This window comes from Enterobacter cloacae complex sp. EB5 (assembly GCF_031432835.1).
Classification (GTDB): domain Bacteria; phylum Pseudomonadota; class Gammaproteobacteria; order Enterobacterales; family Enterobacteriaceae; genus Enterobacter; species Enterobacter hormaechei_C.
Window position 1 is genome coordinate 1,917,368 of sequence record NZ_CP133860.1, and the last position, 22,084, is coordinate 1,939,451.

The 22,084-nt window shown below is 55.5% G+C and carries 22 protein-coding genes; 15 read left to right on the forward strand and 7 right to left on the reverse strand.

Features of this window, described 5'->3' with window-relative positions; translation table 11 throughout:
• Window positions 1-6 precede the first annotated feature (6 nt).
• Window positions 7-642: a LuxR C-terminal-related transcriptional regulator gene (locus RHN82_RS09170; protein WP_047050682.1), complete on the reverse strand. Its 636-nt coding sequence runs from the start codon at window positions 640-642 to the stop codon at window positions 7-9.
• 570 nt (window positions 643-1,212) lie between these two features.
• On the opposite strand from RHN82_RS09170, the gene RHN82_RS09175 reads away from it, so the two are divergent.
• Entirely contained in the window at window positions 1,213-1,833 is a 621-nt protein-coding gene (locus RHN82_RS09175) for a LuxR C-terminal-related transcriptional regulator (protein ID WP_047050680.1), read from the forward strand.
• 75 nt (window positions 1,834-1,908) lie between these two features.
• Window positions 1,909-2,589, forward strand: coding sequence for an EAL domain-containing protein (locus RHN82_RS09180; protein WP_047050679.1), 681 nt, complete (start codon window positions 1,909-1,911; stop codon window positions 2,587-2,589).
• A gap of 33 nt (window positions 2,590-2,622) precedes the next feature.
• On the opposite strand, the gene nlpA is transcribed toward RHN82_RS09180, so the two are convergent.
• Window positions 2,623-3,423, reverse strand: a complete 801-nt coding sequence (gene nlpA / locus RHN82_RS09185) for a lipoprotein NlpA (protein ID WP_047050678.1) — start codon at window positions 3,421-3,423, stop codon at window positions 2,623-2,625.
• A gap of 381 nt (window positions 3,424-3,804) precedes the next feature.
• On the opposite strand from nlpA, the gene RHN82_RS09190 reads away from it, so the two are divergent.
• Window positions 3,805-4,278 carry a hypothetical protein gene (locus RHN82_RS09190; protein ID WP_032674176.1) on the forward strand — a complete coding sequence of 158 codons (474 nt, stop codon included), beginning with the start codon at window positions 3,805-3,807 and terminating at the stop codon, window positions 4,276-4,278.
• Window positions 4,279-4,346: 68 nt separating this feature from the next.
• Here the strand turns inward: RHN82_RS09190 and RHN82_RS09195 are convergent, their stop codons facing one another.
• The 3 genes from RHN82_RS09195 to RHN82_RS09205 all read right to left on the reverse strand — a co-directional run bounded on the left by RHN82_RS09195 (window position 4,347) and on the right by RHN82_RS09205 (window position 6,620).
• Window positions 4,347-4,739 carry a type II toxin-antitoxin system VapC family toxin gene (locus RHN82_RS09195; protein WP_080344062.1) on the reverse strand — a complete coding sequence of 131 codons (393 nt, stop codon included), beginning with the start codon at window positions 4,737-4,739 and terminating at the stop codon, window positions 4,347-4,349.
• Window positions 4,740-4,742: 3 nt separating this feature from the next.
• Entirely contained in the window at window positions 4,743-5,003 is a 261-nt protein-coding gene (locus RHN82_RS09200; protein ID WP_047050676.1) for an antitoxin, read from the reverse strand.
• Window positions 5,004-5,120: 117 nt separating this feature from the next.
• Window positions 5,121-6,620 (reverse strand): MDR family MFS transporter, encoded by a 1,500-nt coding sequence (locus RHN82_RS09205; RefSeq protein ID WP_047050674.1) that lies wholly within the window; start codon window positions 6,618-6,620, stop codon window positions 5,121-5,123.
• 78 nt (window positions 6,621-6,698) lie between these two features.
• Between RHN82_RS09205 and RHN82_RS09210 the strand changes: the two genes are divergently transcribed.
• Window positions 6,699-7,346: a TetR/AcrR family transcriptional regulator gene (locus RHN82_RS09210; RefSeq protein ID WP_017383663.1), complete on the forward strand. Its 648-nt coding sequence runs from the start codon at window positions 6,699-6,701 to the stop codon at window positions 7,344-7,346.
• Here RHN82_RS09210 and RHN82_RS09215 read toward each other — a convergent pair.
• On the reverse strand, window positions 7,343-7,762 hold the full coding sequence (locus tag RHN82_RS09215; RefSeq protein ID WP_047050673.1) for a GNAT family N-acetyltransferase: 420 nt from the start codon (window positions 7,760-7,762) through the stop codon (window positions 7,343-7,345). The two genes, RHN82_RS09210 and RHN82_RS09215, sit on opposite strands and share 4 nt — an antisense overlap.
• 185 nt (window positions 7,763-7,947) lie before the next feature.
• On the opposite strand from RHN82_RS09215, the gene RHN82_RS09220 reads away from it, so the two are divergent.
• The 6 genes from RHN82_RS09220 (at window position 7,948) to RHN82_RS09245 (ending at window position 15,846) form a co-directional block, all read left to right on the forward strand.
• Window positions 7,948-8,517: a TetR/AcrR family transcriptional regulator gene (locus tag RHN82_RS09220; protein ID WP_032103771.1), complete on the forward strand. Its 570-nt coding sequence runs from the start codon at window positions 7,948-7,950 to the stop codon at window positions 8,515-8,517.
• Window positions 8,518-8,664: 147 nt separating this feature from the next.
• The gene (locus RHN82_RS09225) at window positions 8,665-9,786 is read left to right on the forward strand and encodes an efflux RND transporter periplasmic adaptor subunit (protein WP_047050671.1); all 1,122 of its coding nucleotides are present in this window, start codon (window positions 8,665-8,667) and stop codon (window positions 9,784-9,786) included.
• Complete coding sequence (locus RHN82_RS09230; protein ID WP_047050669.1) at window positions 9,786-12,896, forward strand: efflux RND transporter permease subunit; 3,111 nt, start codon at window positions 9,786-9,788, stop codon at window positions 12,894-12,896. The genes RHN82_RS09225 and RHN82_RS09230 overlap by 1 nt, the downstream gene beginning before the upstream one ends.
• Window positions 12,896-14,260 carry an efflux transporter outer membrane subunit gene (locus RHN82_RS09235; protein WP_047050667.1) on the forward strand — a complete coding sequence of 455 codons (1,365 nt, stop codon included), beginning with the start codon at window positions 12,896-12,898 and terminating at the stop codon, window positions 14,258-14,260. Before RHN82_RS09230 ends, RHN82_RS09235 begins: the two co-directional genes overlap by 1 nt.
• A 49-nt stretch (window positions 14,261-14,309) precedes the next feature.
• Window positions 14,310-15,467: a multidrug effflux MFS transporter gene (locus RHN82_RS09240; RefSeq protein ID WP_048982756.1), complete on the forward strand. Its 1,158-nt coding sequence runs from the start codon at window positions 14,310-14,312 to the stop codon at window positions 15,465-15,467.
• A gap of 82 nt (window positions 15,468-15,549) precedes the next feature.
• Window positions 15,550-15,846 (forward strand): YicS family protein, encoded by a 297-nt coding sequence (locus RHN82_RS09245; RefSeq protein WP_003861030.1) that lies wholly within the window; start codon window positions 15,550-15,552, stop codon window positions 15,844-15,846.
• 48 nt (window positions 15,847-15,894) lie between these two features.
• Here RHN82_RS09245 and RHN82_RS09250 read toward each other — a convergent pair whose 3' ends face one another.
• Window positions 15,895-16,845, reverse strand: coding sequence for a LacI family DNA-binding transcriptional regulator (locus RHN82_RS09250; RefSeq protein ID WP_047050663.1), 951 nt, complete (start codon window positions 16,843-16,845; stop codon window positions 15,895-15,897).
• 293 nt (window positions 16,846-17,138) lie between these two features.
• Here RHN82_RS09250 and RHN82_RS09255 point away from each other — a divergent pair, with 293 nt between their 5' ends.
• The 5 genes from RHN82_RS09255 to RHN82_RS09275 all read left to right on the forward strand — a co-directional run bounded on the left by RHN82_RS09255 (window position 17,139) and on the right by RHN82_RS09275 (window position 22,008).
• The gene (locus RHN82_RS09255; protein ID WP_003861034.1) at window positions 17,139-17,453 is read left to right on the forward strand and encodes a PTS sugar transporter subunit IIB; all 315 of its coding nucleotides are present in this window, start codon (window positions 17,139-17,141) and stop codon (window positions 17,451-17,453) included.
• An 11-nt stretch (window positions 17,454-17,464) separates the two neighbouring features.
• Window positions 17,465-18,790: a PTS cellobiose transporter subunit IIC gene (locus tag RHN82_RS09260; protein WP_017694004.1), complete on the forward strand. Its 1,326-nt coding sequence runs from the start codon at window positions 17,465-17,467 to the stop codon at window positions 18,788-18,790.
• A 17-nt stretch (window positions 18,791-18,807) separates the two neighbouring features.
• The gene (locus RHN82_RS09265; RefSeq protein ID WP_047050662.1) at window positions 18,808-20,184 is read left to right on the forward strand and encodes a glycoside hydrolase family 1 protein; all 1,377 of its coding nucleotides are present in this window, start codon (window positions 18,808-18,810) and stop codon (window positions 20,182-20,184) included.
• A gap of 5 nt (window positions 20,185-20,189) precedes the next feature.
• Window positions 20,190-20,492 carry a PTS lactose/cellobiose transporter subunit IIA gene (locus RHN82_RS09270; protein ID WP_014168006.1) on the forward strand — a complete coding sequence of 101 codons (303 nt, stop codon included), beginning with the start codon at window positions 20,190-20,192 and terminating at the stop codon, window positions 20,490-20,492.
• A 136-nt stretch (window positions 20,493-20,628) separates the two neighbouring features.
• The gene (locus RHN82_RS09275) at window positions 20,629-22,008 is read left to right on the forward strand and encodes a carbohydrate porin (protein ID WP_015570106.1); all 1,380 of its coding nucleotides are present in this window, start codon (window positions 20,629-20,631) and stop codon (window positions 22,006-22,008) included.
• Window positions 22,009-22,084: the final 76 nt, after the last annotated feature.

Below are 22,084 nucleotides of genomic sequence, written 5' to 3' on the forward strand. Positions count from 1 at the left end.
TGTGGACTATTCCTCCATCTTTCCAACCGTTTGCACATACTTAATCAGTTCGCTGTGGTTGGAAAGATTCAGCTTTTTCATCGCATTATGCTTCTGCGTCGCAATGGTACTGACCGAACGGTTTCGATGACGGGCAATCTCCGTCGTTGAAAATCCTTCCACAATAAGATGAAGCACCTCCCACTCTCTGGCCGAGAGGATGGAGCGCGCCCGGGAGCCGGACCGCATTACCCGCCTGAGCCACGAAGAGATCGACGGTTTTTGCCCGTCCGCCGTGAGCAACGCGGGTAATTCCTTTTTCAGTTCAGTCAATTCATCCTGCTGACTGATGGTTAATTCAAATTTCATCTCCAGAACTTTTTTTAACAGCCCGTAAGGCAGCTCGGGCACCAACAGAACACGCCTGACGTGATGGGTTTTACATAAAGATGTAAAACGGCTGCTGACCTCCGCACTCCACTCTTTATGATTAAGCAGATAATTAAATTCAGTGAAGAAAACATCCACGTTATTATCCGCCACCGCCGCCAGCGCCTGTTCAGTGGAATCGACCTGAGTAATGTTCAGTACGTAATCGGGTAAAAGATCATGGAGCGCCCGGAATATTATCTCTTTAAATATATTTATTTTGTAAAACACCATTACCCTTACGATACGTTCAGTATTATTCATGTCTTTTCTAAATTCTCGTGACCGGAGGAAAATGATAATAGTTTATGTACTCACCACTCACAACCTCTTCGCGCCAGGATTTTATCCTTCTCAGGCCTAAAAATCTGAACAAGGACATTAAATTTATAGAAAAAATTCTATTTTATTCTGCACCCCGTTTCCTCTCGCATATTAAGCCCTGTCGATAATCCTGCCACGATCACAACTTTTCTCACAGAAACAGCAATAACCCACTGATAAAACAGTGTATTAACTCCATTAATCAACTACCTGACACTTAATATCCACTCCTTTACAGAATAAAAACCTGTCATGAATATTATTAGAAGATTAAAACAATTACATATACCATTAAAACCATTTTTCAATTTTATCTTCTTCTAATAATTGGCATCAGCTTTACTCGACGGTTTGTATTGGCTTACATTGATGCCATCGCATCGCGTTATTTAAAAAAGTGCTCGCCATTCTTTTAATAAGAGAGTGCGAACCGCCATTTTCTCTTATATGGACTGTTTACTCAGCGAAAGGAGAATGCCAATGCAAAATAAAAAAACAATTCACGTTGCCGTTGTTGACAGCTGCGAATTCACGATGATTGGCCTGCAATCGCTTGGAAAGCGTGAGCCTGATGAAAAACATGACATTATTTTCCATGGGTTTACCCATATCGAAGAACTTGCTTTGAGTGAACAACTCTTTGATATCATCATTTATGATCCGTTGAATACGCGTCATTTCCGGGTGACGACGAATGACGACATTCTCTGCATAAAACAGAAACAAGTGACGGCGAAGATCTATATCTATTCGTTATCCGCCGGCTATTTGAAATTCAAACATGTTGATGGGGTAATCAGCAAAAGAGTCTCCCTGGGGGATATCAAAGCGCTGTGGCAGATACTGATGAGCCAGACGCCGCAAGAGTCTGGCCGTTACAACGTAGGCATGACGACCCGCTTACGCACCCCGGCGAGGCTGTCCAGCGAGGAGGCCAGCGTATTGCGCGGCTATTCCTGTAATCTCAAAACCAAGCAAATCGCCCGCCAGCTGGGGTGTAACGTCAGGCTGGTTTACTTCTATAAGAACAACGCCATGAACAAGCTTAAGGCCGTGCGTGGCCCCTCGTTTTACCAGAGCATTCGCTGGATCCTGAATTAAGAATTTGACCGTGTGTCGTTTGCCTTTTGTTCCCGTGTCCGCGGGAACCTTTTTTCATTTCCTGAAGGCTGTTCCATGTATACCGTTCTTCCCTCTCCCCTGTTGCAACGTATCTCAGGGCTGCGATTCCAGCCGCTTGTCGATCTTCATTCGGGCCAGGTGTTCGCGCATGAAGTTCTCGTGGAGATCCATAACGTCAATCTTGAGGTGCTGTTTGCCTCGCTACCCTCGCGCAGCGCGCTGCAAATCTTCTTCTGGCAGGCCAACACCCTGTTACAGATACCCGCCCGGGACGCTTACTGGCTAAACCTTCCGGCAGAACACCTTCTCGACGAACGCGCTATCCGGTTGTTGCTGGCGTTACGCCATCAGCAGCGGTTAACGATTGAAATTCAGGATCCCCTCACCATCACACGGCTGAGCGAGGCTGAGCAACGTCGTCTTCATGCCACGCTTGTTCGGTTAAAAGAGGTGGGATGGCAAATCTGGCTGGACGATTTAACCCGGGAGTTGGCTGAGGCGTTCGCGCGGCTTGCGCTGCCGCTGGATGGGGTAAAAATTGACCGCTCAGCGCTGCGCGAGCGCGCGCCGCTTGCCCCGTTTGTGCAGCAGGTCAGGGCAGGTATCGCGCAATCTATTCTTATCGAAGGCATCGAGAATTCGCGGGATCTGGCGCGCGCCCGCGCGTCCGGCGCACAGTCGGGTCAGGGTTTTCTGTGGCCCGAAAGCCGAACCGATGCCCGCGTTACGCTTTGACGGCCAGCGGAGCGCTGGCCTTTTTACCGGGGCTTACCAGCCCGGCACCGCGCCACCGTTAAAAAGGGTCTCCGCCGCTTTCGCCACTTCCGGCGACTGATAGGACTGGATAAATTCCTTCACGTTTTCGGCGTCTTTGTTGTCCTCACGCGTCACCACAATATTCACGTAGGGTGAGTTTTTGTCTTCGATAAAGACGCTGTCGTGTACCGGAGAAAGCCCCGTTTGCTGGAGATAGGTGGTACTGATGATGGCCACATCCACTTTCGGATCGTCCAGCACGCGCGGCAGCTGCGCCCCTTCCAGCTCCATAATCTGTAAGTTTTTCGGGTTCGCAGTAATATCCAGCGCCGTTGGCAGCAGGCCAACATCCGGTTTAAGGGTAATCAGCTTCTCTTTTTGCAGCAGCAACAGCGCGCGACCAAGGTTGGTGGGATCGTTTGGAATCGCAATGGTTGCGCCGTCCTTCAGCTCAGACACCGATTTAATCTTTCGGGAGTAACCCGCCATCGGGAAGACGAAGGTATTGGCCACGGCGACCAGCTTGTAATTGTGCGCCTTGTTATCTTCTGCGAGGAACGGGCGATGCTGGAAGACGTTGGCGTCCAGTTCGCCCTGGCTGGTGGCATCGTTGGGTAGCAGCGAGCCGCTAAAGCCCACCAGCTCAACATCCAGACCGTATTTCTCCTTTGCCACCTTTTTGGCGACTTCCGCCACGTCCTGCTCAGCGCCATTGATCACGCCGACTTTAATGTGTCTGGCATCATTGCCGCCCTGGTCACAGCCCGCGAGCAGCAGGCCAGTCAGGAGAAGCGCACCCAATCGAAGTTTCACGAGACAGTTCCTTTTGATAGACGTTTTGAAGACTATATCGACAACGAGACGGCAGGCTAAAAAACGAAAAGGAATCAGTAAGACGGATAGGTTATATGAAAAGCGCAGAACAGCCAAACAAATTGCCAGCATGAATAAACAACAAAACACACAAAAAGCCAATGAATAAAAAGCAAATATAATAATTTAGCGAAAAAATACAATGTCGCTTATGAATTCGATACACAAATAGATCAATGAACACCCTGATCAAAAATAGCAATACTAGATAGCAAATTGATATAACTCAATCTTTTTGCGCCCATTTAAATTAATCTACGCATCGAACACCTCATTTGAAAATTCATTATGAAACAGTTAAATTGGCTTAAGGAAGTTGAAATGAAAGATCAAGGCATCAATGATTTTATTTCTATATGTGATGTAGTGAAAAAGCGAGGAAGAAAAGGAGGGCGGCAACCATACAGTAACAAATTAAGTATATCACAAACATGCCGTCGCATTAATGATCAACAGGTACGCTTTATGAATATAAATATCCCTGAGGATATAATGTCAAAAGCTCGACTCAAAAAAGGAGATCGTATAGATATTGCATTTACAGCAAATGGGATGAAATGGAGGTTAAAGGTAGTGCCTAATGGAGAGCAAGGTTACAGCATAACGACTCCTTCAACAAATTCAAAACGTGGACAAATCAGATTAACTTGGTGCGAAGGTATACCAATCATAGGTGGAGATGAAGCAATTCGTAAGGCGCGAGCAATTGCAGTTGAGGAAACAATGAGAGTATCTCCTGCGGAGTTAATCTTCGAGCTTGGAGAGATATCAGTCGAAGCCAAGCGCGAATCTTAATATTAAGTAAAAGTTGTTTATTTTTTTGAAGGCGACCTGTTCATGTAGAAAGGTCGCTTCTTATTGATTTATTGAGTCCAGTCCTCAACCGTAAGATCCTGTACCATCCCGAACGCATGATCGTTCGTGACAATCGTCGTGCCCCGGCTGATAGCATGTGCGGCAATCAACTGATCGAGATCCCCCATCACTTTCCCTTTCTTTTCCATTGCCGCACGCAGTTCACCGTAGATGGCTGCGGCTTCGCTATCCCAGGCGCAGACAGTGATGGTTTTAAGAAATTCCATTATGGTTTCGTGCAGCTTGTTGTTTTGCTTTTTGGCTACGCCGTAAAGCAATTCCGCTTCCGTTACGCTTGAAATACACATCTTTTCAGGCGTAATTTGCGAATATCGGTTTACAACTTCAGGATGCTGCCTCACCAGATGGCTTACGATGTTAGTGTCCAGCATATGCAGCATCTTCTACAGCCCTTCAAGAGGGTTTCTTGTCGTATAGCTCTGATTGCGCTCCTCTTTACTTAGAAAGGTATCAGGCACATGCGTTTCTTTTAACATGCGCAAAAAGTTATCCCTGTGCCGTGCTTTCTCGGACCTTGCCGTCAAAACCACATTCCCCTCGTCATCCCGGCGGATATAAACACTCTCCGTTTCAAACGCAAATTCCGCAGGCAAGACCACGGCCTGGTTTCGTCCTTTTTTGAATAGTTTCGCTGTGCGTTCCATGGCAACCTCTGTCGGTTTATTGACCAGCCCACAGCATGCGCTAACGCCCCGGAAAGCGACAAGAGAGACATTGAAAAATCAGAAAGCGACTCGCAATAAATAGCAGAACCGCTAACCTCATGCCTGCCGACGCAGCGGCGCTTCGCGCAAAAACCACGACAGCGCGAACGCCAGCACCATAATCCCCGCCGCCAGCATGAACACCGCATGGATCGCCGAGCCGAACGCATCCAGATAGTCCAGACGCAGGGCATCAGGCAGATGGTGAATGGCAACGGGATTAAGCTCGCGCGGCAGTTCCGCCCCTTCCGGCAGCCTGTCGATCAGGCCTGATTGCAGAATATGGGTGAACACCGCGCCAAACAGCGCAACGCCAATCGCCCCGCCAATGGAACGGAACAGCGTCATCCCAGACGTCGCGACGCCGTATTGATCGGCTGACACGCTGTTCTGCACCGCCAGCACCAGCACCTGCATCACCAGTCCCAGTCCCATGCCCAGCACGCCGGTAAACAGGTACAGCTGCCAGGTTGGGGAGGTGATTGAAATGCGCGTCAGTAACACCATCCCCACCACGCCGAGCAGCGTGCCGAGGATCGGGAACAGACGATATTTCCCGGTACGGCTGATGATGCGCCCGCTGATAATGGAGGTTAGCAACAGCCCCCCCATCAGGGGGATCAGCTGCAAACCGGCCTGCGTCGGCGTGGCGTCTTTTACCACCTGTAAATAGAGCGGCAGGAAAGTGACGGAGCCAAACAGCGACATGCCGATAATAAAACCGATCAGGCTACAGAGCAGGAAGCTGCGGTCGCGGAAGAGCGACAGCGGGATAATTGGCTCCCACGCCAGCCGCTCTTCGTAGATAAACCCGGCGATCCCCGTCAGGCCGAAGGCCAGAATGCACCACAGCTGCGGGTCGCTCCATTGGCGGATCGTCCCGCCCTCGGTGGTAAACAGAATGATGCACAGCAACGCCATGCTGAGGTAAATCGCCCCAAGGTAATCAATCTCATGCTTGCTGCGCCGCGCACTGCCGTGGAAAACCGCGCCAATGACAAGCAGGGCAAACAGCCCCAGCGGCAGGTTGATGTAGAAAATCCAGCGCCAGGATGCGTGCTGAACGATAAACCCGCCGATCAGCGGCCCTATCACCGTCGCCAGGCCAAACACGCCGCCAAACAACCCCTGATAGCGACCCCGATCGGCAGGCGGGATCACGTCCGCCACGGCAGCCATGCTGATCACCATCAGACCGCCGCCCCCCAGCCCTTGCAGGGCGCGCATCAGCACTAGCTGGGTCATGTTCTGCGCCAGACCGCACAGCGCGGACCCTACGAGGAATAGCACAATCGCGATTTGCAGAACGATTTTTCGGCCAAACAGATCGCCGAATTTGCCGTACAGCGGCACCACGATGGTCGAACTGAGGATATAGGCCGTTACCACCCACGAGAGCTTATCCAGCCCGCCCAGCTCACCCACGATAGTCGGCAGCGCGGTGGAGACAATGGTCTGATCCAGCGCCGAGAGCAGCATCACCAGCAGGAGTGCGCTGAACAGCAGCTTAATCGACGGCGCCTTTTTCGCAGGTTGAGTCATTACGTCGGACTCCATGAGACATCACTTGAAATTAATTAATCGTATAATTAATATTTGTGGAAGTGATGAATAAGATCAAGAGATACGGTGACCATGCCAGCACAAAAGGACAATTCTGAACCCCGCCGCCCCGGTCGGCCACGCGGCGGCAAGCGCGTTACCGCCAGCCGTGAACAGCTGCTGGATATCGCCCTGAACCTCTTTTCCCGCCAGGGGATCGCCAATACGTCGTTGAACGCCATCGCCCGCGAAGCAGGCGTGACGCCCGCCATGCTGCACTACTACTTCAACTCCAGAGAACAGTTACTGGATGCGATGATTGAGGAGCGCTTCCTGCCGTTACGCGAGCGGATCGGGGCGATTTTCGCCGACAACCGGGATTCGCCGGTGGATGCCCTGACGGAAATGGTCAGGGTGCTGGCCGAACTGGCGGAAAAGTATCGCTGGTTTGCCCCGCTGTGGATGCAGGAGGTGATTGGCGAGATGCCGGTACTGCGCACCCATTTGCAGGCACGCTTTGGCGATGAGAAATATCACACCACGCTGGCAACCATCAAAGGCTGGCAGCAGGAAGGAAAGCTGAATCCGGCGCTGGCCCCCGAACTGCTGTTCACAACGCTGCTGAGCCTGGTGCTGGTGCCGTTCTCCCGCATGCGCAATGACGAGAGGCTTAGCGCCCTCTCGCCGGAGATCGTGGTGCGCCACGTGTTAGCCGTGATAGGCACCGGGATCGGCGGTTAAAGATTTTTGGACAGATAGTGTCTCTGCATTCCCTGATAAGGGTAATTCTGCAAGGACATCTGCACCTGATAACCCTGTTTTTCATAGAACGGACGCGCTTGGAAGCTGACCGTATCCACCAGCGCGTGACGACAGCCTTTGCGACGGGCCTCCTCTTCAGCCGTTTTGATAAGCTGGCTTCCCACGCCCGTTCCCCGCACGCTGTCGCTGACCCACAGATAGTCGATGTTCAGCCAGTCGCCTTTCCGTACGCCGATTAACCCGCCCAGCATGACGCCATTGTCGTCTCGCATATATACGCCAATATCGCCGCCAAACGTCGCCAGATCTAAAAACTGCGCGTTATAGGCTCTTAGCCCCGTTAATAATTCTTCTTTTTCTTCGGCTGTGACATTATCTGTAATGCTCAGATGCATAATTCTCTCCTTATTTTCAGCGCAATCTGAATATCTCACAGCTTAACCTTCATAAAAACTCCTTATTTTCTCCATTGTTTATAGCTGGAAATATTCATTCAATATGTAAATAAAAAAAGCCTTTCCAATAGTCTCCGAAAACGTATAATGAGAACGATCATTCTCACTTTTTACGGTAGCCGACAATGAGTACAAAGCTGGAAGAACGACAAAAACTGCGGCAGGACGAAATCATCACCGCCGCGCGCCGCTGCTTTCGCGCCAGTGGATTTCACGCTGCCAGCATGTCGCAGATCGCCAGCGAAGCCAGGCTCAGCGTCGGACAAATCTATCGCTATTTCAGTAACAAAGACGCGATTATTGAAGAGATGATCCGGCGCATTATCGACTCACGTATCGAGGAGATGCAGGGCAAAACCCTGGTTGAAGGGATGCCGCAGGCGCTTGCCTGGCGCCAGACGCTTAAAGAAGACGATGACGCGCTGATGCTCGAAATGTCCGCAGAGGCCACGCGCAATCCGCTGGTGGCAAACATGCTGATCGAAGCCGAAGCCCGCATGTTCGCCAACGCCTGTGAGCACCTGAAAAAGCAGTTCCCTCACCTGAGCGATGAGCATATTCGCTGCTGCGTGGAGATTACCGCCGTGATGATCGAAGGCACGATTTACCGTCGACTCACGCCTTTAAAAGTACCGTCAGAACAATTAGAACCTATATACCAGAATATTTTAAATATGATTTTCTCTGCGAAGTAATCGCATGTGAATAATTAGCGGAAATAAGTAATTTCCCTTTTTTCATTTCTGGCTCAGCCAGAGATGCGGGATCGCTGTGCTTTTAATTAACCCTCCTCCCTGTTAAGCAATTAACAGGGCAGGCTTCGTTCACCCTGGAAAAAGATTATGAAAACCATAACAACCTCCATCGCGGCATTACTCCTCCTGACAGGGTGCGATAATGCGCAAACATCTGCTCCCCAGCGTCCTCTTCCGGAAGTGGGGATTGTCACACTCATGAGCCAGCCGGTGTCCGTCGTCAGCGAGCTGACCGGACGCACCGCCGCCGCAATGAGCGCCGAAGTGCGCCCCCAGGTAGGCGGCATTATCCAGAAGCGCCTGTTCACCGAAGGCGATACGGTCAAGGCCGGGCAGGCGCTGTATCAGATCGATCCTTCCAGCTACCGCGCCGCGTATGATGAAGCCGCCGCCGCACTGAAACAGGCGCAGGCGCTGGTGCAGGCCGACTGCCAGAAAGCCCGGCGCTATGCGCAGCTGGTGAAGGACGACGGCGTATCACGTCAGGATGCGGAAGACGCGAAGTCCACCTGCGCGCAGGACAAAGCCAGCGTCGAGTCAAAGAAAGCCGCGCTGGAAAGCGCCCGCATTAACCTCAACTGGACCACCGTCACCGCGCCAATTGCCGGACGTATCGGCATCTCCTCTGTAACCCCCGGCGCGCTGGTGACCGCCCAGCAGGATACCGCGCTGGCCACCATTCGCGGGCTGGACAGTATGTACGTCGACTTAACCCGTTCCAGCGCCGATCTGCTGCGATTACGCAAGCAAACCCTCGCCAGCAACAGCGATACGCTGAACGTGTCGTTGATCCTCGAAGACGGCAGCAGCTACAGCGAAAAAGGCCATCTGGCGCTGACCGAAGTGGCGGTGGATGAGTCTACCGGCTCCGTCACCCTGCGCGCCGTCTTCCCGAACCCGCAGCATCAGCTTCTGCCGGGCATGTTCGTCCGCGCCAGAGTGGATGAAGGCGTCATGAATGACGCGATCCTCGCCCCGCAGCAGGGCATCACCCGCGACGCCAAAGGCACCGCCACCGCGCTGGTGGTGAACGCCAGCAACAAGGTCGAGCAGCGTCAGCTGGAGACGGGCGACACCTACGGCGACAAATGGCTGGTGCTGAGCGGCCTGAAGGCGGGCGATAAGCTGATTGTGGAAGGCACCGATAAAGTCACCGCCGGGCAGGAAGTGAAAGCTGAAGAGATGAAAACCAACGGAGGAAACGCCTGATGTTTTCCCGTTTCTTCGTGCGTCGCCCGGTCTTTGCCTGGGTTATTGCCATTCTCATCATGCTCGCCGGGATGCTGGCGATCCGCACGCTGCCCGTTGCGCAGTACCCGGACGTGGCTCCGCCGTCGATCAAAATCTCCGCCACCTACACCGGCGCTTCTGCGCAGACGCTGGAAAACAGCGTGACGCAGGTGATCGAGCAGCAGCTCACCGGGCTGGATAACCTGCTCTACTTCACCTCCACCAGCAGCTCGGACGGGTCGGTGAGCATTACCGTCACGTTTGAACAAGGAACCGATCCGGACACCGCTCAGGTGCAGGTGCAGAACAAAGTCCAGCAGGCGGAATCGCGCCTGCCAACCGAGGTGCAGCAGTCCGGGATCACCGTTGAAAAATCCCAGAGCAACTTCCTGCTGATCATGGGCGTGTATGACAAAACCGACACCGCCAGCAGCTCGGATATCGCCGACTGGCTGGTGAGTAATATGCAGGACCCGCTGGCGCGCGTGGATGGCGTCGGTAGCCTACAGGTGTTCGGCGCGGAATACGCGATGCGCATCTGGCTCGACCCGGCGAAGCTGGCGTCGTACTCGCTGATGCCCTCCGACGTGCAGAGCGCGATTGAAGCCCAGAACGTGCAGGTCTCCGCCGGTAAAATCGGCGCACTGCCCTCGTCGAACGCCCAACAGCTGACCGCCACCGTCCGCGCTCAGTCGCGTCTGCAAACGGTCGATGAGTTCAAAAAGATCATCGTCAAGAGCCAGTCCAACGGTGCGGTGGTGCGCATCAGCGACGTCGCGCGCGTGGAGATGGGCAGCGAAGATTACACCGCCACCGCGAAGCTGAACGGCCACCCGGCGGCGGGTATGGCGGTGATGCTCTCACCGGGCGCCAACGCGCTTAACACCGCCACGGCGGTAAAAGACAAGATCGCCGAGTTCAAAAAGTCGATGCCGGAAGGCTACGACGTGGCCTACCCGAAAGACAGCACCGAGTTCATCAAGATCTCCGTTGAGGACGTGATTCAGACCCTGTTCGAAGCCATTATCCTCGTGGTGGTGGTGATGTACCTGTTCCTGCAAAACATCCGCGCGACGCTGATCCCGGCGCTGGCAGTGCCAGTCGTTCTGCTGGGTACCTTCGGCGTGCTGGCGCTGTTCGGTTACTCCATCAATACCCTGACGCTGTTTGCGATGGTGCTGGCGATAGGGCTTCTGGTGGATGACGCCATCGTGGTGGTGGAAAACGTCGAGCGTATTATGCGCGACGAAGGGCTGCCCGCCCGGGAAGCGACCGAAAAATCGATGGGCGAAATTTCCGGCGCGCTGATCGCCATTGCGCTGGTGCTCTCTGCGGTATTTCTGCCGATGGCCTTCTTCGGCGGCTCAACCGGGGTGATTTACCGTCAGTTCTCGGTCACCATTATTTCGGCGATGTTCCTCTCCGTGGTGGTGGCGCTGACCCTGACGCCCGCGCTGTGCGGCTCGATCCTGAATCACACCGCTCCGCACAAAAAAGGTTTCTTCGGCGCGTTTAACCGCTTCTACAGTAAGACCGAGCACGGCTATCAGAATAAGGTTCTGCGCGCCCTGCGCCGTTCCGGCGGCATGCTGGTCATCTACGCCCTGCTCTGCGGCGCGATGGGGTTCGCCATGCTAAAACTGCCGGGCAGCTTCCTGCCAACCGAAGACCAGGGTGAAATCATGGTGCAGTACACCCTGCCTGCCGGCGCAACCGCGGTGCGTACCGCCGAGGTAAGCCGCCAGGTACGCGAGTGGTTCCTCACCAAAGAGAAAGCCAATACCGACGTGATCTTCACCGTTGAAGGCTTCAGCTTCAGCGGCAGCGGCCAGAACGCCGGGATGGCGTTCGTCTCCCTGAAAAACTGGTCAGAGCGCAAAGGCGAGGAAAACACCGCCCAGGCCATTGCCCTGCGCGCCACGCAGGAGCTGAGCACCATTCGGGATGCCACCATTTTCGCCATGACGCCCCCGGCGGTGGATGGTTTAGGCCAGAGCAACGGTTTTACCTTTGAGCTGATGGCCAGCGGCGGCACCGACCGCGACGCGCTGCTGAAACTGCGTAACCAGCTGATTGGCGAAGCCAATCAGGACAGCTCGCTGCACGCCGTGCGCGCCAACGATCTGCCGCAGATGCCGCAGCTTCAGGTGGATATCGATAACAACAAAGCCGTGTCGCTGGGGCTCTCCCTGAGCGACGTGACCGACACCCTCTCCAGCGCCTGGGGCGGCACCTACGTGAACGACTTCATTGACCGTGGCCGCGTGAAAAAGGTCTACATCCAGGGCGACAGCGACTATCGCGCGGTGCCGTCGGATCTTAACAAATGGTATGTGCGCGGCAGCGACAGCACCATGACCCCGTTCTCCGCCTTCGCCACCACCCGCTGGGAGTATGGCCCGGAAAGCCTGGTGCGCTACAACGGCTCGGCGGCGTATGAAATTCAGGGCGAGAACGCCAGCGGCGCCAGCTCCGGTACGGCGATGAGCAAAATGGAGCAACTGGCGAATGACCTGCCGTCCGGCAGCACCTGGGCATGGAGCGGTTTGTCGTTGCAGGAAAAACTGGCGAGCGGTCAGGCGATGAGCCTCTATGCCCTCTCCATCCTGGTGGTGTTCCTGTGCCTGGCGGCGCTGTATGAGAGCTGGTCGGTGCCCATTTCGGTCATCCTCGTGATCCCGCTTGGGGTGCTGGGCGCGGCCATTGCCGCCTCCCTGCGTGGCCTGAGCAACGACGTCTACTTCCAGGTGGCGCTGCTGACCACCATCGGTCTGTCGTCGAAGAATGCCATTCTGATTGTCGAGTTTGCCGAAGCCAAAGTCGCCGAAGGCTACTCCCTGACGCGCGCCGCCCTGCGGGCCGCCCAGACGCGTCTGCGTCCGATCATCATGACCTCGCTGGCGTTTATCGCAGGCGTGACGCCGCTGGCGATTGCCACCGGCGCCGGGGCCAACAGCCGCGTGGCGATCGGTACCGGCATTATCGGCGGGACGCTGGCCGCGACGCTGCTGGCCATCTTCTTTGTTCCTTTATTCTTTGTACTGGTGAAACGTCTGTTCTCCGGTAAGCACGCAAACCGGAGGTCATAATGTTTCGTGTAACTGTTTTAGCGTTAGCCCTGCTGAGCGCAGGCTGTGTGTCATTAGATCCCACGTATCAGCGCCCGGACGCGCCCGTTCCGGCCACCCTGCCCGGCGCGCACGGCGAAGCCAACGCCGTGGTGAGCCAGTGGCAGCAGGTGATGAATGATGCGCGGTTGAAAAGCGTGGTGACGATGGCGCTCAACAGCAACCGCGACGTGCAGAAAGCGATAGCGGATATCGACGCCGCCCGTGCCCAGTATGGCGAAACGCGCTCGTCCCTGTTCCCGACGGTGGACGCGGAACTGAGCCACACCCGCAGCCGCACGCTGGCGAGCGGCGTCGCGACAAGTGACGAAGCCAACGGCGCGGTCTCCAGCTTCGAGCTGGATCTGTTTGGCCGCAACCAGAGCCTGTCGCGCGCCGCGCGTGAAACCTGGCTTGCCAGCGAATTCACCGCGCAGAACACGCGCCTGACGATGGTCAGCGAGCTGACCACGGCCTGGGTGACGCTGGCGGCGGATAACAGCAATCTGGCGCTGGCGAAGTCCACCCTGGAGAGCGCCGCAAACTCGCTCAAGATTGTGAAGCGCCAGCAGGAAGTGGGCGTGGCGGCGGCAACGGACGTCAGTGAAGCGATGGCGGTTTACCAGCAGGCGCGCGCCAGCGTGGCGAGCTACCAGACGCTGGTGATGCAGGACAAAAACGCTCTCAACCTGCTGGCGGGCGATACGGTGCCCGAGAACCTGCTGCCCGGCACGCTGGAGAGCCTGAGCGACAACGCCATCACGCTGATCCCGGCGGGCGTCAGCTCCAGCGCGCTGCTGCGTCGTCCGGACATTCAGGAGGCGGAACATAACCTGCTGAGCGCTAACGCCAACATCGGGGCGGCGCGCGCCAACTTCTTCCCGACCATCTCGCTCACCGCCAGCGCGGGCGTCGGCAGCGATTCGCTGTCGTCCCTGTTCAGCCACGGGATGAAGGTCTGGTCGTTTGCGCCGTCCATCACCCTGCCGCTGTTCAGCGGCGGCAACAATATGGCGCAGCTGCGCTATGCGGAAGCCGAGAAAAAAGGGTTAATTGCGACCTATGAGAAAACCATCCAGAGCGCGTTTAAGGACGTGGCCGACGCGCTGGCCCGGCGCGAAACGTTGAGTGAACAGCTTGATGCCCAGCGTGAATACGTGGCGGCGGAGCAAAAAACGCTGGATGTGGCGACGCGCAGTTACAAGGCTGGCGCGGGCGATTATCTGACGGTGCTCACCGCGCAGCGGTCGCTGTGGTCGGCGCAGGCATCACTGATTGCCTTGCAGCAAACCGACCTGGAAAACCGCATCACGCTGTGGCAGTCGCTGGGCGGCGGGATTCAGTAACATCACTGCCGGGCGGCGCAACGTTGCCCGGCCAACAGAGTAAATACCTATGGCAAAACTCTCTTTTTCTTTCGCGGCCATCCTTGGCCTGCTGACGGCGATCGGGCCGCTGTGTTCCGATTTTTATCTTCCGGCGCTGCCGGAGATCGCCACCCAGCTCAATACCTCCACAACGCTGACGCAGCTTTCTCTTACCTCGGCGCTGATTGGCCTGGGGCTGGGACAACTCTTTTTCGGCCCGCTAAGCGATCGCATCGGACGTAAAACGCCGCTGCTGTTCTCACTTTTGCTGTTTGTACTGGCTTCAGTGCTTTGTGCCAGCACGCAGAATATTTACGCCCTGATCGGCTGGCGATTTGTGCAGGGCGTTGCCGGGGCGGGCGGCTCCGTACTTGCCCGCTCCATCGCCCGTGATAACTATCATGGCACGATGCTAACGCAGTTTTTTGCCCTACTGATGACGGTCAACGGCATCGCGCCCGTGGTGTCCCCGGTACTCGGTGGCTATATCGCGTCGCATTTCGACTGGCGGATGCTGTTCTGGGTAATGGCAGGGGCGGGTCTGGCGCTGCTGATCGCCAGCCAGCTTTTTATCCGCGAGTCCCTCACAGAGAAACAGGGCGGGGGATCGCTGACGCAAACCGCCAGGACGGTACTTAAAAATCGTCGCTTTATGCGCTACTGCCTGATCCAGGCCTTCATGCTGGCGGGGCTGTTCGCCTATATCGGGGCATCTTCCTTTGTGATGCAAAACGAGTATGGCCTGAGCGCCATGCAGTTCAGCCTGCTGTTCGGTGTGAACGGTATCGGCCTGATCGTCTCAGCGCTGATTTTCTCCCGTCTGGCACGCCGCCATCTGGCGGAAAGATTGATGCGAACAGGCCTCGTTCTGGCGGTGTCCTGCGCGGGGCTGACGTTGCTCTTTGCGTGGATGCAGCTTTCCGTTCCGGCACTGATTGCACTCTTTTTCACCGTCGCCTTTAACAGCGGGATCAGCACCCTTGCGGGTTCAGAAGCGATGAGCGCAGTCGACACGAAGGAGTCCGGCACAGCGTCAGCCATTCTGGGCATGCTGATGTTTTTATTCGGTGGGATCGCAGCGCCTCTTGCCGGTATCGGCGGAGAAACGATGCTGAAAATGAGTCTCGCGGTGTTAGTAAGCTATGGCATTGCACTGGCGATCGGATCCCGCACGCAGAATGCGTAAATTCATACTTTTGGCTTGAATCGCGTTGATGAATGTAACGATATATTTCAGGGGAAGCATGTGACGTTCAAAGGAGGTTTCGATGAAATCTGCACACCTGGTTTGCCTGCTCGTTTGCCTGATTTTCGCTGCGTTTGTTCACGCGCAGGAGAAGAGCGCTCCGGAGAAAGAGGCGCAAATAAAACAGCAGGTCCTGAAAGATGTGAAGAAAACCTGTACCCCGCAGAAAAAGCAGAGCGATAAGGCCTGGCAGGCGATGATTTTGTCGTCTGAGGCCAATCAGCTGCTGATCAAAAACGCCATCACCGCCGTGAAGCGTGACAACCTGGACGCCTACTGGGATGCAGTCAGTCAGGTGGATTGTATGGAAGATTACTGAGGGTTGAGCGCCGGGTGGCGCTGCGCTTACCCGGCCTACATCACACGTTTAACGCTTCCGCACATCAGGAATAATCAAATCCCCGCGCAGAACGTAGGACCCGAGCATCTGCGTTTTCTCTGTCAGCCAGCTCACGATGCGCGCCGCCATGGCGTCCATGGAATACTCAATGGCCGGGATCACCGGAATACCCGGCAGATGCAGCGAACCGCCGAGGCTAAAGACCATGATGTCTTCCGGTACCGATTTATTAAACGCCTGTAACTGCGGGATCACCCGCTGGGCTTCCTGCTCATCCGCCACCAGCAGCGCGTTAAAGTTCAGCGTGGACGCGTTGTTGAGTAATTCCTGAAGCGCAACGGACGATGAAGTTGCGTCCATAAACACGAGGTTGCGATTAAAGGGCAGGAAGTTTTTCTCCAGCGCGTGTTTGTAGCCCAGCAGCACCTGATCGGCAAAGCCGCTGCCGTGCGGGTGGATCAGCGCTATCTGGCGACGCCCCTGGCTGGTGAGATAGTTACAGGCCGTTTCAGCCGCGAACGCGTGATCGAATTGAATGCTGTTGGCGTTATCGGCTTCCATACAGTCGACCAGAATCACGTTGTCCATCTCCACGTCCAGCGGGAAACGCGCGCCAATCACCAGAATGTCATCACATAAGCCGCAGGAGAGTTCTTCAAGGGCATTCATCACTTCTGTTTTTGTGTGTGCGAAACGCAGCAGCAGATGTTTTTGATGCTGGCTGAGGTGTTTTTCCAGCGCGTACAGGTAACCGGTGGTCTGGTTAATGTTTTCCTGCGCGCAAATCACCCCAATGCAGCCCGTCGACTGGCTGAGCAGCGACTGGGCAATCACGTTGGGACGATAGTTCAGCTCATCCACCGCTTTCAGAACAGCCTGGCGGCTGGCTTCTTTAACGCCACGCGACCCGCTCAACACCCGTGATACCGTGGCTTTGGACACCCCGGCCAGACGCGATACATCGTTGATTGTAGACATCTCTCTCCCCTGTCAGACGCAACTGGCGTCTGTAATTTCCATCACCGCTACGGCTCACATTATAGCCAGAACGGAGTATATCCGTTTCCGTTTTCCATGGAAACCGATTTTCCGTTTCCACTCAATTTGATGCCAAAACAGCCGAATTATGTGACCCACATCCGGTTAATTAGCCTCATAAGTATTGGATCTTGATGGTTGTCACACTTCTGTCTTTTATAAATGGAAACCGGTTTCCGTATCATGTCCAATCATCCTCGCAATAACTTTTTACATTTTGAGGATGGTTGTCGATGTTCAAGATTATGCTGTGCTGCTCTGCCGGGATGTCCACCAGCCTGCTGGTCAGCAAAATGATCGATGTTGCAAAAGAACGGGGCTTGCCCGTGAAGATAGATGCGTATGGCGTATCCGAATTTGATACGCAGTTTCCGCACTATCAGGTGGTGCTTCTCGGACCGCAAGTGAAATACATGTTAAAGACGCTCTCAGACAAGGCAGCGACGCAAGGCATTCCGGTGCAGCCCATCGACATGATGGATTACGGCATGCAGCGTGGCGATAAAGTACTGGACTATGCTCTGTCGCTCATCGAAGCGGCACACTAAAAGGTGTTCACATGAGTTCGTTATATCAATCCATGGTCGCGGTGATTGAGCAGTCAATTACGCCGCTGGCCGCGAAGCTCGGTCAGCAAAAGTATGTGATTGCCATCCGCGACGGCTTTACCGCCGCGCTGCCGTTTATGATCATCGGCTCGTTTATGCTGGTGTTTATCTTCCCGCCGTTTTCGGCGGATACCACCAACAGCTTCGCCCGCGGCTGGCTGGATTTCTCCGAGACCTACCGCGAACAGCTGATGCTGCCGTTTAACCTCAGCATGGGCGTGATGACCTTCTTCATCTCGGTGGGGATTGGGGCAAGCCTGGGGCGTCAGTTTAACCTCGATCCGGTGATGTCCGGCCTGCTGGCCTTTATGGCCTTCCTGCTGGTCGCCGCGCCCTATGCCGATGGCAAAATCTCGACCCAGTATCTCTCCGGCCAGGGCATCTTCACTGCGCTTATCACCGCGATCTACTCCACCCGCGTCTATGCGTGGCTGAAGCAGAACAACGTGACTATCCGCCTGCCGAAGGAAGTGCCGACCGGCGTGGCGCGTTCGTTTGAGATCCTGATCCCGGTGATGGTGGTGATCGGGACGTTGCACCCGCTGAACCTGTTCATTGAAGCGCAGACGGGGATGATCATCCCGCAGGCGATCATGCACCTGCTGGAGCCGCTGGTGTCGGCGTCTGACTCGCTGCCCGCCATTCTGCTCTCCGTGCTGCTGTGTCAGATCTTCTGGTTCGCCGGTATCCACGGGTCGCTGATTGTCACCGGCATCATGAACCCGTTCTGGATGGCGAACCTCTCGGCAAACCAGGCGGCGCTGGCGGCGGGCGCGGCGCTGCCGCACGTTTATCTGCAAGGTTTCTGGGATCACTACCTGCTGATTGGCGGCGTAGGCTCCACCCTGCCGCTGGCTTTTCTGCTGCTGCGTAGCCGCGTTACGCACCTGCGCACCATCGGCAAAATGGGCGTGGTGCCAAGCTTCTTTAACATCAACGAACCGATTCTGTTCGGCGCGCCGATCATCATGAACCCGATGCTGTTTATCCCGTTCGTATTCGTTCCGCTGGTCAACGCCTGCCTGGCGTACGGCGCAACCAAGCTCGGCTGGCTGGCTCAGGTGGTTTCGTTAACCCCGTGGACCACCCCCGCGCCGATTGGCGCCTCGTGGGCGGCGAACTGGGCGCTCAGTCCGGTGGTGATGTGCCTGGTCTGCATGGTGATGTCCGCCCTGATGTACCTGCCGTTCCTGCGCGCCTATGAGCGTACGCTCATCAAAAATGAAGAGCAGAAAGCTCAGGCAACCGTCGGCACCGCTGAAACAGTCAGTAATTAAGTCAAAGAGGAAGGGTCATGAAATACGCATTTCCCGATAACTTCTGGTGGGGCAGCGCAAGCTCCGCTCTCCAGACGGAAGGGGCAAGAGAGGGCGAAACCACGTGGGATTACTGGTTTGCCCGCGAGCCGAACCGTTTTCACAACGGCGTGGGGCCGCAGCACACCTCCACGTTTTATCAGCACTGGAAAACGGACATTCAGCTGTTAAAGCAGCTGAACCACAACAGCTTTCGTACCTCGATTAGCTGGGCGCGCCTGATCCCCGACGGTATCGGTGAAGTGAACCCGGACGCGGTCGATTTTTATAATCAGGTCATTGATGAGCTGAATGAACAGGGCATCACGCCGTTTATCACCCTGTTCCATTTCGACATGCCGATGGCGATGCAGGAGATTGGCGGCTGGGAAAACCGTGACGTGGTGGACGCGTACGCCCGCTATGCGCAGATTTGCTTCGAGCTGTTCGGCGACCGCGTGCTGCACTGGTTTACCTTCAACGAGCCGATTGTTCCGGTGGAAGGCGGTTATCTGTACGACTTCCACTACCCGAACGTGGTGGATTTTCGTCGGGCGGCGACCGTGGCGTATCACACCGTGCTGGCCCACGCGAAGGCCGTTCAGGCTTACCGCGCCGGACACTACGCGGGTGAGATCGGCATCGTGCTCAACCTGACGCCGTCGTACCCGCGCTCCCGGAACCCGGCGGACGTGAAGGCGGCGCACATAGCGGACTTGATGTTTAACCGCAGCTTCCTCGACCCGGTGCTGCGCGGGGAGTATCCGGCGGACCTGGTGGCATTGCTGAAATCTTACGATCAGCTGCCCGCCTGCAAGCCGGAAGACGGCTTCCTGATCGCGGAAGGGAAAATCGACCTGCTCGGCGTTAACTACTATCAGCCGCGTCGCGTGAAGTGTCGCGACAGCGCGGTGAACCCGCAGGCGCCGTTTATGCCGGAGTGGTTCTTTGATAATTACGAGATGCCGGGCCGCAAGATGAACCCGTACCGCGGCTGGGAAATCTACGCGCCGGGTATTTACGATATTCTGGTTAACCTGCGCGACAATTACGGCAACCCTCGCTGCTTTATTTCGGAAAACGGCATGGGTGTCGAAAACGAGCAGCGTTTTATTGAAAATGGCCAGATTAACGATCAATACCGCATTGAGTTTATTTCTGAGCATTTATCGTGGCTGCACAAAGGTATTAGCGAAGGCTGCAATTGCCTTGGCTATCATATGTGGACGTTTATTGATAACTGGTCGTGGTGTAATGCGTATAAAAACCGCTACGGTTTTATTCAGCTCGATGTAGAGACGCAGCAGCGCACCATCAAAAAAAGCGGAGAGTGGTTTGCCGCCACCGCCTTAAATAATAGCTTTGATAAAGAGTAAAGATAATGATCGCACTAGAAGAAGCCGTAATGGAAATTATCGTCAACGCCGGTCAGTCCCGCAGCCTGTGCTTTGAAGCCCTGCACGCGGCGCGCCAGGGCAACCTTGACGAAGCCAAAAGCCTGCTGCGCGAAGCCGACGGCTACGCGCGCCAGGCGCACAAGATGCAGACCAAACTGATCGAGCAGGATGCGGGCGAAGCCCGCCAGCCGATGACCTTAATTATGGTGCACGCGCAGGATCACTTAATGAATTCCTTATTAGCGCGCGAGTTATCCGAAGAAATTATTCATTTATATCAGAGATAGTCTATGGCGAAATAATTACTGCAATACCTCTGCACCCTAAATAGAGATCCACTTGTTCTGATGATAGCGACATACTCTGTCAGATCGGAGCGGGATGGTTATTGTCTGAATAAAATTAAACTATATTGAGATAACCATGAATACGATTAAAAAACTTCCATTAACCATGGCGGTTATCGCCGCGCTTTGCCCAATTTCCGTCCTCGCTCAGGAATTCACTCAGGAGCAAATCGACGCCATTGTGGCGAAAGCGGTGGATAAAGCCCTGGCCGAGCGTCAGGCCAAAATGGATGCGGCGGTCGCGAAAAAAGCGGACGTGGTGACCGAGCCGCAGAGCGCGGCGCAATCTCCGGATATGGCGATCCCGTTCGGGGTTAAATTTACCGGCTACGCCCGCTACGGCGCGCACTTCCAGGCCGCCGATCAGAAATACGTGGCGGTGGACGGCTCTTACAACGGCGCGTCCGCCATTGGTCGTCTGGGTAACGAAGGCAACGGCGGCGAGTTCCAGCTCTCTAAAGCCTTCAAGGGCGAAAACGGCGCCATCTGGGACATCAACGTGATGATCGACCACTGGGGCGACGAAGTTAACCTCAAGAAAGCCTACGCCGGGGTGACCAACATTATGGCCTCCAACCCGAACGCCTACTTCTGGGCGGGTCGCGACTTCCACCAGCGTCCGCAGCAGGGCATCAACGATTACTTCTGGATGAACCACGACGGTCAGGGCGCCGGGGTGAAGAACTTCGATATCGGCGGCGTGCAGTTTGACGTGGCCGCCGTGGCAGCGGTGGAATCCTGTAGCCCGGAAGTGATGGAAGACGAAGCGAACCCGTCGCGCATCACCTGTACCGGCGGTTCCGGCACGGGCGACAAGGGCAACTACGCCGCCACCTCCAAAATCCACGGCATGAAGCTCGGTCCGCTGGATCTGGAGCTGTACGCCAACTACGGCTTTGACTCGAAAGCGGTGGAGAGCGACGAGCGTCTGAACGCCTGGCAGGGTGGCGTGGTGCTGAGTCATACCAACGACAGCGGCGTGAACAAGGTAATTGCCCGCTACTCCGATAACTCGGACAACAGCGTGTTCAACAAAACCGAGGATCTGACCACGGTCTACGCCAGCTTCGAAGGGCTGTACAAATTCACCCAGGCGACGCAGGTGGAGTACCTCCTCGCCTTCCATGACTACGACAACAGCCGCGATAAGACCGACAACCGCAAGAACTACAACGCCATCGTGCGTCCGATGCACTGGTGGAACGACGTTCACTCCACCTGGCTGGAAGCGGGCTGGCAGCACGTGGATTACGACAACGGCGGCGACAACAAGGGCTGGAAGCTGACCCTGTCGCAGAACATGTCTATCGCCATGGGGCCGGAGTTCCGCCCGATGCTGCGCTTCTACGTGACCGGCGGCAAAGTGGATAACGAACGCACTGCGCGCGTGAACAATACCAAAGATGAGACGCTGGACGACTTCAACGTCGGCGCGATGTGGGAGGCGTGGTTCTAAGGTAAAAGCAAAACGGCAACGCGAGTTGCCGTTTTTAGTGTTCGCTCCCTCTCCCCGTGGGAGAGGGCCGGGGTGA

Excerpts from the sequence above, each read along its gene's own strand:
- RHN82_RS09170 (WP_047050682.1), bottom strand. The coding sequence starts at position 642 with ATGGTGTTTTACAAAATAAATATATTTAAAGAGATAATATTCCGGGCG.
- RHN82_RS09175 (WP_047050680.1), top strand. The coding sequence starts at position 1,213 with ATGCAAAATAAAAAAACAATTCACGTTGCCGTTGTTGACAGCTGCGAA.
- RHN82_RS09180 (WP_047050679.1), top strand. The coding sequence starts at position 1,909 with ATGTATACCGTTCTTCCCTCTCCCCTGTTGCAACGTATCTCAGGGCTG.
- RHN82_RS09190 (WP_032674176.1), top strand. The coding sequence starts at position 3,805 with ATGAAAGATCAAGGCATCAATGATTTTATTTCTATATGTGATGTAGTG.
- RHN82_RS09195 (WP_080344062.1), bottom strand. The coding sequence starts at position 4,739 with ATGCTGCATATGCTGGACACTAACATCGTAAGCCATCTGGTGAGGCAG.
- RHN82_RS09200 (WP_047050676.1), bottom strand. The coding sequence starts at position 5,003 with ATGGAACGCACAGCGAAACTATTCAAAAAAGGACGAAACCAGGCCGTG.
- RHN82_RS09205 (WP_047050674.1), bottom strand. The coding sequence starts at position 6,620 with ATGGAGTCCGACGTAATGACTCAACCTGCGAAAAAGGCGCCGTCGATT.
- RHN82_RS09210 (WP_017383663.1), top strand. The coding sequence starts at position 6,699 with ATGCCAGCACAAAAGGACAATTCTGAACCCCGCCGCCCCGGTCGGCCA.
- RHN82_RS09215 (WP_047050673.1), bottom strand. The coding sequence starts at position 7,762 with ATGCATCTGAGCATTACAGATAATGTCACAGCCGAAGAAAAAGAAGAA.
- RHN82_RS09220 (WP_032103771.1), top strand. The coding sequence starts at position 7,948 with ATGAGTACAAAGCTGGAAGAACGACAAAAACTGCGGCAGGACGAAATC.
- RHN82_RS09225 (WP_047050671.1), top strand. The coding sequence starts at position 8,665 with ATGAAAACCATAACAACCTCCATCGCGGCATTACTCCTCCTGACAGGG.
- RHN82_RS09230 (WP_047050669.1), top strand. The coding sequence starts at position 9,786 with ATGTTTTCCCGTTTCTTCGTGCGTCGCCCGGTCTTTGCCTGGGTTATT.
- RHN82_RS09235 (WP_047050667.1), top strand. The coding sequence starts at position 12,896 with ATGTTTCGTGTAACTGTTTTAGCGTTAGCCCTGCTGAGCGCAGGCTGT.
- RHN82_RS09240 (WP_048982756.1), top strand. The coding sequence starts at position 14,310 with ATGGCAAAACTCTCTTTTTCTTTCGCGGCCATCCTTGGCCTGCTGACG.
- RHN82_RS09245 (WP_003861030.1), top strand. The coding sequence starts at position 15,550 with ATGAAATCTGCACACCTGGTTTGCCTGCTCGTTTGCCTGATTTTCGCT.
- RHN82_RS09250 (WP_047050663.1), bottom strand. The coding sequence starts at position 16,845 with ATGTCTACAATCAACGATGTATCGCGTCTGGCCGGGGTGTCCAAAGCC.
- RHN82_RS09255 (WP_003861034.1), top strand. The coding sequence starts at position 17,139 with ATGTTCAAGATTATGCTGTGCTGCTCTGCCGGGATGTCCACCAGCCTG.
- RHN82_RS09260 (WP_017694004.1), top strand. The coding sequence starts at position 17,465 with ATGAGTTCGTTATATCAATCCATGGTCGCGGTGATTGAGCAGTCAATT.
- RHN82_RS09265 (WP_047050662.1), top strand. The coding sequence starts at position 18,808 with ATGAAATACGCATTTCCCGATAACTTCTGGTGGGGCAGCGCAAGCTCC.
- RHN82_RS09270 (WP_014168006.1), top strand. The coding sequence starts at position 20,190 with ATGATCGCACTAGAAGAAGCCGTAATGGAAATTATCGTCAACGCCGGT.
- RHN82_RS09275 (WP_015570106.1), top strand. The coding sequence starts at position 20,629 with ATGAATACGATTAAAAAACTTCCATTAACCATGGCGGTTATCGCCGCG.